This window comes from Sphingomonas sp. CCH5-D11 (genome assembly GCF_001557395.1).
Classification (GTDB): domain Bacteria; phylum Pseudomonadota; class Alphaproteobacteria; order Sphingomonadales; family Sphingomonadaceae; genus Sphingomonas.
In genome coordinates this window covers 11998-24733 of the sequence record NZ_LSKH01000244.1, presented here as the reverse complement: position 1 = coordinate 24733, position 12736 = coordinate 11998, and the positions used below count along the sequence as shown (strand labels likewise).

General features: G+C 66.4%; 20 protein-coding genes and 1 other RNA gene. 12 read left to right on the top strand and 9 right to left on the bottom strand.

The window, feature by feature from the left end:
- Nucleotides 1–64 precede the first annotated feature (64 nt).
- Entirely contained in the window at nucleotides 65–1135 is a 1071-nt protein-coding gene (pspF, locus tag AX702_RS15235; protein WP_066780973.1) for a phage shock protein operon transcriptional activator, read from the bottom strand.
- 266 nt (nucleotides 1136–1401) lie between these two features.
- Here pspF and AX702_RS23475 point away from each other — a divergent pair, with 266 nt between their 5' ends.
- The 10 genes from AX702_RS23475 (at nucleotide 1402) to AX702_RS15190 (ending at nucleotide 4940) form a co-directional block, all read left to right on the top strand.
- Entirely contained in the window at nucleotides 1402–1533 is a 132-nt protein-coding gene (locus AX702_RS23475; RefSeq protein ID WP_269450404.1) for a hypothetical protein, read from the top strand.
- A gap of 79 nt (nucleotides 1534–1612) precedes the next feature.
- A complete protein-coding gene (gene pspA / locus AX702_RS15230) occupies nucleotides 1613–2281 on the top strand; it encodes a phage shock protein PspA (protein WP_066780971.1) in 669 nt (222 codons plus the stop codon).
- A gap of 1 nt (nucleotide 2282) precedes the next feature.
- Entirely contained in the window at nucleotides 2283–2570 is a 288-nt protein-coding gene (gene pspB / locus AX702_RS15225) for an envelope stress response membrane protein PspB (protein WP_066780969.1), read from the top strand.
- Nucleotides 2570–2953 (top strand): envelope stress response membrane protein PspC, encoded by a 384-nt coding sequence (gene pspC / locus AX702_RS15220; RefSeq protein WP_066780967.1) that lies wholly within the window; start codon nucleotides 2570–2572, stop codon nucleotides 2951–2953. The genes pspB and pspC overlap by 1 nt, the downstream gene beginning before the upstream one ends.
- Nucleotides 2954–2980: 27 nt before the next feature.
- Nucleotides 2981–3277, top strand: a complete 297-nt coding sequence (locus AX702_RS15215; protein ID WP_066780965.1) for a hypothetical protein — start codon at nucleotides 2981–2983, stop codon at nucleotides 3275–3277.
- Nucleotides 3278–3292: 15 nt separating this feature from the next.
- A complete protein-coding gene (locus AX702_RS15210) occupies nucleotides 3293–3619 on the top strand; it encodes a hypothetical protein (protein WP_066780963.1) in 327 nt (108 codons plus the stop codon).
- A gap of 11 nt (nucleotides 3620–3630) precedes the next feature.
- Nucleotides 3631–3918, top strand: a complete 288-nt coding sequence (locus AX702_RS15205; protein ID WP_066780961.1) for a hypothetical protein — start codon at nucleotides 3631–3633, stop codon at nucleotides 3916–3918.
- A gap of 31 nt (nucleotides 3919–3949) precedes the next feature.
- Nucleotides 3950–4198, top strand: a complete 249-nt coding sequence (locus AX702_RS15200; RefSeq protein WP_231731881.1) for a hypothetical protein — start codon at nucleotides 3950–3952, stop codon at nucleotides 4196–4198.
- Nucleotides 4199–4222: 24 nt separating this feature from the next.
- Nucleotides 4223–4462 (top strand): hypothetical protein, encoded by a 240-nt coding sequence (locus AX702_RS15195; protein ID WP_066780959.1) that lies wholly within the window; start codon nucleotides 4223–4225, stop codon nucleotides 4460–4462.
- Between the two features lie 61 nt (nucleotides 4463–4523).
- Nucleotides 4524–4940 carry a SufE family protein gene (locus AX702_RS15190; RefSeq protein WP_066780957.1) on the top strand — a complete coding sequence of 139 codons (417 nt, stop codon included), beginning with the start codon at nucleotides 4524–4526 and terminating at the stop codon, nucleotides 4938–4940.
- A gap of 166 nt (nucleotides 4941–5106) precedes the next feature.
- Here the strand turns inward: AX702_RS15190 and bla are convergent, their stop codons facing one another.
- A complete protein-coding gene (gene bla, locus AX702_RS15185; protein WP_066781085.1) occupies nucleotides 5107–5985 on the bottom strand; it encodes a subclass B3 metallo-beta-lactamase in 879 nt (292 codons plus the stop codon).
- Nucleotides 5986–6080: 95 nt separating this feature from the next.
- Here bla and AX702_RS15180 point away from each other — a divergent pair, with 95 nt between their 5' ends.
- Nucleotides 6081–6950: a LysR family transcriptional regulator gene (locus AX702_RS15180; protein WP_066780955.1), complete on the top strand. Its 870-nt coding sequence runs from the start codon at nucleotides 6081–6083 to the stop codon at nucleotides 6948–6950.
- Nucleotides 6951–6974: 24 nt separating this feature from the next.
- On the opposite strand, the gene AX702_RS15175 is transcribed toward AX702_RS15180, so the two are convergent.
- The 3 genes from AX702_RS15175 to rnpB all read right to left on the bottom strand — a co-directional run bounded on the left by AX702_RS15175 (nucleotide 6975) and on the right by rnpB (nucleotide 8226).
- A complete protein-coding gene (locus AX702_RS15175) occupies nucleotides 6975–7265 on the bottom strand; it encodes a hypothetical protein (RefSeq protein WP_066780953.1) in 291 nt (96 codons plus the stop codon).
- Nucleotides 7262–7798 carry a J domain-containing protein gene (locus AX702_RS15170; protein ID WP_066780951.1) on the bottom strand — a complete coding sequence of 179 codons (537 nt, stop codon included), beginning with the start codon at nucleotides 7796–7798 and terminating at the stop codon, nucleotides 7262–7264. The genes AX702_RS15175 and AX702_RS15170 overlap by 4 nt, the downstream gene beginning before the upstream one ends.
- 39 nt (nucleotides 7799–7837) lie before the next feature.
- An RNA gene (gene rnpB, locus AX702_RS15165) (RNase P RNA component class A) lies at nucleotides 7838–8226 on the bottom strand.
- Nucleotides 8227–8471: 245 nt separating this feature from the next.
- Here rnpB and AX702_RS15160 point away from each other — a divergent pair.
- A complete protein-coding gene (locus AX702_RS15160; protein ID WP_066780950.1) occupies nucleotides 8472–9374 on the top strand; it encodes a hypothetical protein in 903 nt (300 codons plus the stop codon).
- 171 nt (nucleotides 9375–9545) lie between these two features.
- Here AX702_RS15160 and AX702_RS22140 read toward each other — a convergent pair whose 3' ends face one another.
- From AX702_RS22140 to AX702_RS15145, 4 genes are all read right to left on the bottom strand, one after another.
- On the bottom strand, nucleotides 9546–9848 hold the full coding sequence (locus AX702_RS22140; RefSeq protein WP_156455518.1) for a hypothetical protein: 303 nt from the start codon (nucleotides 9846–9848) through the stop codon (nucleotides 9546–9548).
- A gap of 213 nt (nucleotides 9849–10061) precedes the next feature.
- Nucleotides 10062–10751 carry an N-acetylmuramoyl-L-alanine amidase gene (locus AX702_RS15155; RefSeq protein ID WP_066780949.1) on the bottom strand — a complete coding sequence of 230 codons (690 nt, stop codon included), beginning with the start codon at nucleotides 10749–10751 and terminating at the stop codon, nucleotides 10062–10064.
- Between the two features lie 66 nt (nucleotides 10752–10817).
- On the bottom strand, nucleotides 10818–11603 hold the full coding sequence (locus AX702_RS15150) for a CheR family methyltransferase (RefSeq protein WP_066781084.1): 786 nt from the start codon (nucleotides 11601–11603) through the stop codon (nucleotides 10818–10820).
- 68 nt (nucleotides 11604–11671) lie between these two features.
- Nucleotides 11672–12733: a chemotaxis protein CheB gene (locus AX702_RS15145; RefSeq protein ID WP_066780948.1), complete on the bottom strand. Its 1062-nt coding sequence runs from the start codon at nucleotides 12731–12733 to the stop codon at nucleotides 11672–11674.
- Nucleotides 12734–12736: the final 3 nt, after the last annotated feature.

The window sequence follows — 12736 nt, the reverse complement described above, 5'->3', positions numbered from 1 at the left end:
GCGATCGGAAGTACGTCCGCCCGCCTGCAAGGCGCGCGCGAACGAGCTCCCACCCCGGTCCGGGCTAACCCGCCGCCCCGATCAGATCGTGTCGCCGAAGCGCATGGCGCAGCTGGTCGTAGCTGAGCCCCAGCGCATCCGCTGTCGCCCGCTGATTGTAGCGGTTGTCCGCCAGGGCGCGCGTCAGCAGTTCCTTTTCGAACAGCGCCACGCGGCTCTTGAAGTCGGACGGGCCAACGTCGCACGCCGCCACCTCGTCCCCTTCGCTTGTGGCGGCGCGCTGCTCCGATGGCGCAGGAGCCAACGGCGCCGATGCCGCAACGGGAGCCGCCGCAGCCGGCGCACCGTTGCTGCCCGGTCGATATGGCGACTGGAAGGGATCGAACTCGATCGCCTCGATCGGCCCGTCGCGTTCCCAACGGTAGACTGCGCGCTCCACCACGTTGCGCAACTCGCGCACATTGCCCGGCCAGCGATAATCGCGCAGCGCGTCCTGCGCCGGTGGCGAAAAGCCGTGCCAGCGATCCCAGCCCATTTCCGCCGCCATCCGCCGGCCGAAATGGTCGGCCAGGATCAGGATATCGCTTTTTCGCGCGCGCAGCGGCGGCAGCGTCACCACCTCGAACGACAACCGGTCCAGAAGGTCGGCGCGAAACTCGTGCCGGTCCACCTTGTCGGGAAGATGCTCGTTGGTCGCCGCGACGATCCGCACGTCCACGCGGAGCGGTCGGGAGGCGCCGATCCGAGTCACCTCGCCATATTCCACCGCGCGCAACAAGCGCTCCTGCGCGCCCATGGAGAGCGTGCCGAGCTCGTCGAGGAACAATGTGCCCCCGTCGGCCTCCTCGAAGCGACCGGCCCGCGTCTTGGTGGCACCGGTGAAGGCGCCCGATTCATGGCCGAACAGTTCCGCCTCGATCAGCGTTTCGGGCAGCGCTGCACAATTCATCACGACCAGCGGCTGGTCCCATCGCGGGCTGAGCCGGTGAAGCCGCTCGGCCACCAGTTCCTTGCCGGTTCCGCGCTCCCCAATCACCAGCACCGGCCGATCCAGCGCTGCTGCACGGCTGGCACGCTCCAGCGCGTCGAGGAACGCGCCCGACTGGCCGATAACCTGACTTGTCCGCTCCGCCATCGCCTGTCGCCCCGTTCACCTAAGCTTTGGCGCATCTCGCCAATGCTTGGCAAGACGTGTCTGACCCTCACAAATCACGCCGACGACCTGGCCATGCCAGGCTGATTTGGCATTAAGCGCTTGTAGCATAACGACTTCTTTCGAACGCATCGGCGCACCCCAGCCATTCGCTTATGGTCGAAACAAAATTGGCACGCCCCATGCACAGCAGTCGGCATAACCGCCCAGAGCGGTGGAAATCACCAGGTTCAGCAAGGAGACCCGCCATGACCCAGTTCGCACAGCTCGGCCGCAACATCGCCGCCATCGCCTTCGCCGTCGTGTTCAGCACCACCATGGTGATCGGCGCCGTCGGCCCGGCGGGCGGGGCCGCCCCCATCGTTCACGCGGTGGCGTGAACGGCGCCGCCGGGGCGGGTCTTCCCTCGCTTCGCCCCGGCGGCAAGCCTATAAAAGGGCATCACCAGGAGTTTCGTTGATGGGCATCTTTTCCCGCACCCGCGACATTGTCGCCGCCAACATGGCGGAGCTGCTCGAAAAGGCAGAAGATCCGGCCAAGATGATCCGCATGATCATCCTGGAGATGGAGGAGACGCTGGTCGAGGTGCGCGCTTCCGCTGCACGGACGATCGCCGACATCAAGGAGATGCGGCGCCACATGACCAAGCTTTCGGAGATCGAGGCGAACTGGACGGAAAAGGCGGAACTCGCCCTGTCCAAGGATCGCGAGGATCTTGCCAAGGCGGCACTCATGGAGCGCCAGAAGGCGACCGACATGATCGAGCAGCTTCGGGCAGAGGTGGCGGTTCTCGATGATACGCTGCGCGGCTCGGAAGAGGACATCGCCAAGCTGCAGAACAAGCTGCGCGAGGCCCGCACCCGGCAGAACAACATCGCGACGCGGCTGGAGAGCGCCAACAACCGCTCCCGCCTGCGCGAGATGTGGAACGGCCCGCGGACGCACGACGCCTTCAGCCGCTTCGAGATGCTGGAACGCAAGGTGGACGAGGCGGAGGGGCGCGCCGATGCGCTTGGCCTGGGTGCCCTGCCCAAGAGCCTGGACGAGGAAATCGCCGAGCTGAAGGCCGCCGACAAGATCGATGCCGAGCTCGCCGCGCTGAAAGCGCGCCTGAAAAAGGATAATTGAGATGGAAGAGGTATTCGTACCTGTCCTGGTCGTCGGCATCCTCTTCATCGGGTTGCCGTGGCTGATCATGCACTATGTGACCAAGTGGAAGCAGGCGCCCGGGTCGATGACGACCGAGGATGAGGCTTTGCTCGATGAGCTCCACTCGCTCGCCCGCCGGCTGGAGGATCGGGTCAATACGGTGGAGCGCATCGTCGCCGCCGACAATCCCGATTTCCGCCCCGGCATCGCCGATTACCGTTCGGAACCCGATTACCGGCTTGAAGACCGGAACCTGAGGAGGAACTGATGGCCGATAACAGCCGCACCAAATTCTACCTCAACCGCCAGGATCGCAAGTGGAAGGGCGTCTGCGCCGGGATCGCCGACTATACCGGGATCGAGGTGCTCTGGGTTCGCATCGGCATGATCCTGCTGACCCTCGCCGGCGGCTTCCCCTGGACGCTCATCGCCTATCTGCTGATTGGCTGGATGGCGAGCGATCGCCCCGCGGATCTCTACGGATCGCCGGAAGACGCGAAATTCTGGCAGAATGTGCGCTCCAATCCGAAGCGCACCACGGCTGAAGTCCGCTCCAAGTTTCGCGAGCTCGATCGCCGCCTGGCGGATATCGAAACCCATTACACCAGCCGCAACACGCAGCTTGCCGACGAGATCGAGCGCCTGCGCTGATCGATAGCAGCCTTCGGGAGAGGCACCATGGATTTCCACGGACCGTTCTTCGTACTCGCCATCATCGCGATTTCATGCGGCGCCTGGCTGATCAACAACTGGATCCGCGCGAAGCATGGCTATTCGATCAGCGACGATTGGGGCCGCAACATCGGCAAGGAAACGCCGGAAGCCGCCCGCAAGGTCGAGTTGCTGACGAACGAGAATGAGCGGCTCACCGGCATGGTGAGCCGGCTGGAGGAGCGGATCGCAGTGCTCGAACGCATCGCCACCGATCCCGCCACCCGCACCGCGCACGAGATCGAACAGCTGCGCAACCGCTGAGAGGAAAGGATTGCCATGACCGCTGCCGAAAAGATTCAGTTCTTCTCCGCCCTTGCGCCGGTGATCGCCACAGTGGGCGTCGCGGGGATGTTCGGATGGGTCGCCACCACCTGGATGCGCATCAGGAACGGTTATCCGCTCGATGGCCAATGGGGTCAGGCATACCCGAAGCGGGATGACGAGACGATCGAGCGCGTGAAGCTGCTGACGCAGGAAAACGGTCAGCTTCGCGCCGAGCTGGGCGCGATCAAGGACCGGCTCCAGAACGTCGAGCGCATCGTCACCGACAGCGGCCACATGGTCGCGCAGGAAATCGAGCAACTGCGCACCCGCGCGAACTGAGGAGCAGGCACATGGGCAAATACGGCTTCGTCCTCATGTTCTTCATGATCGTTGTCGGCCTGCCAGTGATCTTCGGCGTCGCCTCCGACATGTTCCGCCGCTGGCTGAAGCACAAGGAGCGGATGGCGGAAGCGCTGAATGCGCAGACGGCAGAGAAAGCGGCGCAATATGCCGCGCATACCGAGCGGCTGGAGCAACGGGTGCGGGTGCTGGAGCGGATCGTCACCGACAAGGGGATCCATGTCGCGGACCAGATCGAGCAGCTGCGTGATCTTCCCCCGGCCAATCGCCCCAACTGACCCGAACTTTCGATAAGCAAGAGGATCTGAAATGCCCTGGTCTATCGTCTTCATGATCCTCGGGATCGTGCTGATCACCTCGCTGGCGCGGGTGTCCAAGGAGAAGTACCGCGCCATGGGCCGGGTCGGCGAAGGCGAGGCGCTGCCCCACGACGTGGTCGCCGCCCGTGACGAGATCCGGCAGCTGCGCGAGCGCGTGGCGGTGCTGGAACGGGTCATCACCGACAACCACGGCAGCGTCGATCTGAGCCGTCAGATCGAAGAACTGCGCGACCGCTAACGTCCGAACAAGGGAGCAGACATCATGTCCGACCCGAGCTTCTATCTCATCATGGCAACCGCGGCGCTCGCCGGCCTGGCGATGCTGATCTCTGCGGGGCTTGCCGGCTGGCGCGGCTGGCTCCGGCTGAAGGAGCAGGAACTGCGCCAGGATGCCGACGCGCGCACGCCGGTGCCGACCAGCGCCAGCGCCCGCATCGAGATCGCTGACCTGCGTGAACGGATCCGCAAGCTGGAGGCGATCGCCGCCGGGGTGGACCTCTGATCCACCCGCCAGGCCCGCATCTGGTTGCCGCCTCTCGGGCAAGCGGCTAGTCGCAAAGGCGATGCCAGAGACCTCGCCCGACCTCGCCGATATCCGCGACGAATATGAGTTCCTCGACGCCGACGATCGCTACCGCCTTCTCATCGATCTCGGCCGCGCGCTGGAGCCGATGCCAGCGGCGCTGAAGACCGATGCAACGCTGGTGCGCGGCTGCTCCGCTTCCGTCTGGGTCTATCCCACCCGCAGCGATGACGGCACGCTCCACTTCCTTGCCGACAGCAATGCCGCGATCACCAAGGGGATTATCGCCCTGGTCCTGAAAACGGTGCAGGACCGCGCGCCCGCCGACATCGCCGCCACCGACATCGCCGCCGCGCTCGCGCCCTTCGACCTCAAGAACCAGCTCAGCTCCAACCGGACTCAGGGCATTCCCAACATGATCGCGCTGATCCGCGAGACGGCGGCGCGTCACCTGTAAATGCCGTAAGAGCATGATCCTGCCAGTCTGATCCGCCTTCCCGACAAAGGTCGGGGCTCAGTTGTCGAACAGAGCTGGCCCGCGCAGCGGCTGTTACCAATTCTTTCCTCGCTGGCTCCCGGTCTTCGCCGTGGAGGTGTTTCCAGAAGCCTGCCGGAATCACACTCTAGCGCGCAGCTTCCGCGGTCAGCCGCCGGGCCAGCGCACGCTCTGACGCGGTACCATAGGCACGGCACGCGCCCGGCCGCGTAAGGAACCGCTCGGTCGCGCCATCCTGATCGGCATGGGCGCTGATCAGGATATCGCAGGGGATCGTCCGCATCACCTCATGGCTGCGCCGAAAGCCCGCCACGACCGTCTCACCCGCCGCTGAGGTGTAGCGATATCCATCGGCGGACACCGGGTTCAGGCTGGAGGCAAAGACCAGCGACTTGCAGTTCTTCCCCTCGCACGACTGCCAGCCCCAGCTCATGCTGCCAGCCGTATGCCCCGGCGTCGCGCGCGCGGTGATCGCCACATTGCCCAGCCTCAGCACCTCGCCGTCGCCCATCGCCCGCACCGTTGCGAGATCCGGTGTCACCGCCGGAAAGCGACTGTCATAGCCAAGTTGCGGATCATCCGCGGCCAGGCGCCCGGTTCGCAGCCCTTCTGCACCCCGCGCGCTCGCCACCACCGTGGCGTCGGTATCCCGCGCCAGCGCCGCAATGCCGCCGGCATGGTCGAAATGCGGCTCCGTGCTGAGAATATATTTGATGTCGCGCGGCCTGAAGCCGAGCCGGGAAACATTGGCGAGGATTGCCGGCGCCGCTTGCGGCAGCGCGCCGTCGATCAGGATCAGCCCCTTGCCCGTATCGATCAGCGCCACGCTGAGCCCGCCGAAGCCAACAAGATAGCTATTGCCGAACACCCTGATGGGGGGCCGCGGCGCCAGCCAGGTCGACTCCCGCGCGACAGCCAGCGGGCGCGTGAGCGGGTCGTCCTGCCCCTGCGCCGCCGCCGTGCACAGGAGGGCGGCCGACGCTGATATGACGCTGCGGATGAACATGATCGCATCTCCTTCGCCGCGACCATGAGCCGCGCTGGCCGGCGCCACAAACGGTCTTAGCTCGACAGAGGCTTGAGAAAATTCGATGACAGCGCATGGATCGCGCCCAATTGCCGCTCAACGCCCTGCGCGCCTTCGATGCGGCCGCGCGGCATCTGAACTTCACCCGCGCCGCAATCGAGCTGTGCGTCACGCCAAGCGCGGTCAGCCATCATGTGGCGCAGCTTGAGCAGCGGCTCTCGACCCGCCTGTTCAACCGGCTCCCTCGTGGCTTGGCGCTGACCGACGACGGCCATGCGCTGGTCCCGGTGGTCGCCGATGCATTCGACAAGGTGGCGGCAACGCTGGATCGCTATTCAGGCGGCCGTTTTCAGCAGGCGCTGAACATCGGCGTGGTCGGCACCTTTGCCACCGGCTGGCTGCTGGAGCGACTGGACGGCTTCACCGCATCGCATCCGCACATCGACCTTCGTATGTCGATCAACAACAATCGGGTCGACCTCGCCGGCGAGGCGCTGCACTTCGCCATCCGCTTCGGCGATGGCGCCTGGCACGGCACCTACGCCGAACCGCTGCTCGATGCGCCGCTCGCTCCATTGTGCACGCCGGCCTTGGCGCAGCGGCTGCATTCCGCATCGGATCTGACGCGGGAGACGCTTTTGCGCTCGTATCGCGCCAACGAATGGGCCGGCTGGTTCGCGGCTGCCGGTGTCGCAGCCCCGGCCCCGCGCGGCGCGATGTTCGACAGTTCGGCGGTCATGGTCGCCGCGGCGGCGTCCGGCCTGGGGGTCGCGCTCGCGCCGCCCGCGATGTTCACTCGCGATCTCGCATCCGAGCGGCTAGTGCAGCCCTTCGCCACCACGGTCGACGCCGGCCGCTACTGGCTGACCCACCTCTTGTCGCGAAAGCTCGACCCCGCCATGCAGGCGTTCCGCGAGTGGCTGCTCGCCGAGGCCGCGCGCTGACGTCACCAACCGCTTGGGCGCTGCCTAGCCCAGTCGTTCCGTCAACAGCGCCACGTCCGCCCCTGCCGGCACCACGAGCCATTCGTCGAGGCGCCGCGTGTCGATCACCACCACCGCATTCTTCGGGCAGATGCCGAGGCACTTCACCTCCGCCACTCCCATGTTCGCCTTGCGTCCCTTGCCGAAGCCGGGCTCGCGCCGCAGCGCCTTGGCCAGCCGCTCACGCCCCTTCGGGCCAAAGCCGCCATCCACCTTCTTCGAACATTTGGCGCAGACCAGCACCGCGCCGCGCCACTGCGCCCTCGCCTTCTTCAAGCCGGCTTCCAGGTCCGCCGCTCCTCGGCGGCACGCAGCACCTCATAGGCGGCCTGGATCGCCTGAAAGCGCTTGGCCGCGTCCTTGTCGCCCGGCCGCACATCGGGATGGTTGGTCTTCGCCAGCCGCCGCCAGGCAAGCCGCACATCCTCGAACGTGGCGTCCGTTTCCAGCTCCAGCACCTCCAGGGCGCGCATCTCGTCGCGCGAGCGGCTGCCGTCGCCTGACCCAGCCCAGCTCTGATAGCGCGACTGTTCATAGCCCGAGGCATCGCGCCGCTCGGCCTGCTCACGCGCCGCCGCCTCTTCGGCGTCCAGCCCTTCGAAGTAGTTCCAGCCGCGATTATATTCGGCCGCATGCGCCTGGCAGAAATACCAGCGCTCCGGGCTGTTGGGCGATTTGGGCGCCGGGCAATTCCCCGGCTCCTCGCAGCCATGCCGGTCGCACAGCCGCACCTTGGTCGCCTCGCGCGCCGCGCCATATTCGCGCCAGCGGGGAAAGCCCCAGTCATTGGATCGGGAAGAACGCGCCATTCCCCGCCATCTAGCGATTGTAGGCCCGCGGTTAAAGGTGACACCAGAGGGCCTGTAAGCCGGGTTCTGTCCACCCTTTCGGGATGGGCGACCATTCCTCTTGGCGCGCCGTTGCCGACGCGCTCCAGCAACCAACCCGGGCAGCAGGTGGGAACACACCCCGGAGCTTTCGCCCCATGCCGCCCCTATTCGGTCTTGCTCCCGGTGGGGTTTGCCATGCCGCCGCCGTTACCGGAAGCGCGGTGCGCTTTTACCGCACCCTTTCACCCTTGCCCGGCCGAAGCCTTCATCCGAAGATTGGGCGGTCTGCTCTCTGTGGCACTTTCCCTGGGGTCACCCCCGGCGGGCGTTACCCGCCACCGTTGTTCCATGGAGCCCGGACTTTCCTCGGCGTGGATGATCCACGACGCGGCCGCCCGGCCCTCTGGTGTGGGCAGGGGCTGTAGCGTGACGGCGGCGGAATGCAAACGGGCGGTTGGGCGACGGCGGATCTTTGAGTGGCAAGCGAACGCCCAGGTCTTGCGCCAACGTGAAGCGCCTCCCCGCCATCTCAGCCCTGCTTGCCGCCACGGCGCCGCCGACCGGCCGCAACCTCGATTGAGGTTGGGAAAGAGCATGCAGAGTCCAGCCATTCTTGTGATGTTCATCCCATACGGGTTAGGCGAGCCCCCAAATGGATTATCTGGGCAAGACGATGACAATGCGTTCGAACCTCGGCTGGAGCCTGCTCGGCGGAATGGCACTTGCCCTGTCCGGCTGCGCCACGCCGCCCGCTCCCGCGCCGCTGCCACCCATTATCCAGGCGCCCCCTCCGCCGCCGCCTACGATGCCGGCCGGTGGCTATATCGGCATGAAGAGCGCGACCAAGCGCGCCGACGGCAAGTATGTCACGCCCAATCTGGACAATACCGATCAGGCCGCCGTCTGGCACTTACGCAACGCGTTGAACGTCGCCGCGCTCGGCTGCGACCAGGCAGGTGGCGGGGTCCTCGAGCATTACAATGCGTGGCTCAGGACGCGCGCCGCCGTGATCGATCGCTACTACCAGGCCTATATTCGCGAATGGCAGGCGCCCGGTTGGTGGGACTGGCAGCGTGTCTATGACGACAATCAGACACGCATCTACAATTTCTATGCGCAGCCGGCGATGCGGGCGGCCTTTTGCGCCGTGGCACGCGAGGAGGTCGCGCAGGTCGGCCAGGTCGCCGATGATGATCTGCCGACCTTCGCCAGAGCGGCGCTGCTGCGCCTCGACCGCCCGTTTGTGGAATTCTATGCGGCTTATGACGCCTGGCGTGATTATTATCAGCCGGCCCCGCCACTGGTAGTCCCGCCACCGGTGGTGCAAGCCAGCGAAATCCCCGTCGTGGTACCGCCACCCGTGGCGCAAGCCAGCGAGATACCCGTCGTGGTACCGCCACCCGTGGTGCAAGCCAGCGAAATACCCGTTGCGGCGACCCCGCCGGCCGCGGCCGAGACGCTGAGCGAAAATGACCCGGTCGCGGCCGACAGCGAGACACCGCCGACTCTCGCACCCGCCGGCGCCCCGATCCCCGCGCCTCCCTCGCCCCTCTGATAGGCCGCCGATTTCGGCACGTCAGTGGGCAGAAGGAAGCGCGGATCCGTCGATCATAACGGCGCCCCGTGGGCCGGGTGCGTGCTCCCGATCTGCGCCCCCGCACCACATGCTTTCCTCAGGCTCCACCTGCCAGCTTTCGTGGCCGTTTCGGACGGCCAAAATGGGTGGTTAGCTGCCGTTCAGGCGGTTGAGCAGCCAGCGTCGCAGAGCAATGCCAGCGACAACAAAAAACAGCCCGCCGCCACTTAACAGCGATGTTATGGCCACCACTTCACCGCCTGTGGCGGGAATGCCAGTGTTTTCATTCTGGATTGGAACATCATAGACAAAATGGGCAACAGCCATCGCGCAGCCGAATAGTGCGACCAGCGTCCCGATGATTATCCACCAACGTGCGATCCGAAGGCCGGTGATAGGTTGACTAGCAAGTTCACGAAGAACTCCACGCGGGGTGGTTGGTGGCATTCTCATGTTTGTCAGCTTAACGGTAACAAGGAGTGTCCGAAAGTGGGCGGAAGCTGCCACCCGAACAATCGTCATCCCCGCGAAGGCGGAGATCCATAAACTTTGTCTTCGCGAGAGATCCACACGTCACGTTCACGGATTCCCGCCTTTGCGGGAATGACGGCACGCATCAGTTGCACCCGACCAGGCGCCCTCCAGAACTCGAAGCAGAAACTTGCCTCAATCATCCCCCTGCGGCTTCGGTAACAGCAGCGCGAGGAGGATCATCCGGCATTCCGCATCGATCTCGCCATCGATCAGTTCCGGGCGGAAGCGCCGCTGAAAGGCGATGATCGCCGCCATCTTGTCGCTCACGTCATAGCCAAAGCGCTCCAGCGCCAGCAGGAACGCGGCCTCTCCCCACATCGGGTCCATCAGGTTCTTCGTCGGCCGCGGCAGCGCCAGCCGCAGGCGCGCCAGTCTGCCCCAGGGGAACAGCTCGCCCGGATCGCGCTTCCTCGCCGGGGCGATGTCCGAATGCGCCACGATGTTGCCGCGCGTGATCTCGTACCGGTCCTTGATCTCGTGGACCAGGCGGATCACCGCATCGACCTGCGCGTCGGGAAAGGCACGATAGCCGAACTCATGCCCGGGATTGACGATCTCGATCCCGATCGAGGCGGAATTGACGTCCTCAATGTCGCGCCAGTGCGAGCGGCCGGCATGCCAGGCGCGCTTTTCCTCCGGCACTAGCCGCGTCACCGTGCCGTCCTCGTCGACCAGATAATGCGCTGAAACCTTCGCTTCGGGATCGCGCAGCCGGGCGAGCGCCGACGCCGCGTCCACCATGCCGGTGTAGTGAAGCACGATCATCGTGATCGGCAGCTTACGGTCGTCGAAATTCGGCGATGGCGCCTCGATTGGCGTCATGGTTACTCCTGCGGCCCCGCGATCGGTTGGCCGACCCTAGCACCGCAGGCTGCCGCCCGGCTATGGCTATGCCGATCCGCCCCCGTCGGTCAGTTCATAGAGGCCGCGAAACCTCTTGCTCGGCGCGAAGCGGCTTGACTGGCCGATCACCGTCTCACCCGCGCCAAGCATCAGCAGGCCGCCCGGCCGCAGGCTCCGCGCAATCGCGTCGAGCACGCGCGGGCGCAGATCCGGCGCGAGGTAGAACAGGACGTTGCGGCAGAAGATGCCGTCGAACCCGCCGGCGGGCGGTGGGTCCAGCACCAGGTTGCTGCGCCGCCAGATGATGCGGCGGACCAGTTCCTGCTGCGCCACCCAGTCCGAGCCATCCTGTTCGAACCAACGCAGCATCCGCCGGATCGGCAGCCCGCGCTGGATCTCGAACTGCGAATAGCGGCCGCTTCGGGCGCGGCTGATCGCCAGCGCCGACACATCGGTCGCGACCAGCTCGTGCACGACGTCGCGCTCCCGGAGCGCCATCGCCAGCGACAGCGGTTCCTGTCCGGTCGAACAGCCGGCGCACCAGATCCGCGGCGTGCCGGTCGCGACGGCGGTGATCGCCTCGGCCGCCGCCTCGATGGCACCAGCGTCGCGGAAGAAGGATGTTTCCTGGTTCAGCAGCGCATCGACGATCCGGTCGGCCAGCGCGGTATCGCTGCCATCGCGTACAACTGCCATCAGCTCGTCGATCGAGGCCGCGCCGCGTTCGGCGGCGATCGGCTTCAGCGCCGTATCGATCCGCCACGCGCGGTTGGCGGCGATCCGTTGCCCGGTGCGCGCTTCCAGCAGCGCGGCGAGCGCGGCGAGCGTGATGGCGCTTGCCTCGCCCTGCCCAGGGAGCGGCGCGGGAACCGGTGCGGGGCGGGCGCCACGGTTGCCGATCACAGCGCGGCGCTCTGCTGGCTGGCGATGAAGCGCCCGATCGCCTCCGGCGTCTGCACGGCATGGGCAAGACCCGCCGCCGCCACGGCGCCCGGCATGCCCCACACCACGGAGCTTGCCTGATCCTGCACGATCACCGTGCCACCCGCGGCGCGCACGCGCCTTGCCCCGGCAAGGCCATCGCGCCCCATGCCGCTGAGCACCACCGCCAGCAGGCGCGGCCCGAAGCAATCGGCGAAGGTTTCGAACATCGGATCGACGGATGGCATGTTGCCGTTCGCCACCACGGCGCGGCTCAGCCGGATCGCGGTTCGTCCGCCCGGCAACGGCGTCGCCGTGACATGCGCATTGCCTGGCGCGACCAGGATCGCGCCTTCGCCAAGCACCATGTCGTCCGCCGCCACGTCGCACCTGCGCCCGGTTGCAGCCGCCACCTGTCCGGCGAAATAAGGGATGAAGCCGGCCGGCAGATGCTGCGTAATCACGATTGGCTTGCGGAACCTGGTGGGAAGCGCTTGCAACAGGCTGTTCAGCGCATGGATGCCGCCTGTCGAGGCGCCGATCGCGACCACGTCGAAGTCATGCGGCGCGGCCGGCTGCGGCGTCGGGGCCCGCACCACCGGCTCCGACCGTTCGGCAAGGCGCACGAGCTTTTCCGCCAGCGCCGCCGCAAAGCCGCCGGAGGTGACGCTTCGTCCGGGCTTGACCAGCGTATCCGCCGCCCCCAGCGCCAGCGCCTCGATCGTCGCGGCCGCTCCTTCGCCTGCCGCCGATGATACCACCAGCACCTTGGCGCCCGCTCCCGCGGCGATGATGTCCGGAAGCCCGGCCAGGCCATGAACGCCTGGCATCTCGAGGTCCAGCAGGATGACGTCCACCGTCTCCGCCGCCAGGAACCGCAGGGCGCTGGCGATGTCCGCCACCGCAGCGGCAACCCGGCACGCGGCCGAGTCCTCCACCATCCGCGTCAGCACGGCGCGCGCGACCGCCGAATCGTCGACGATCAGCACGTGCGGGCGCGCGCTCGCCGGCGCCGCTGACAGGGCCTGGGGCCGTGACATGGC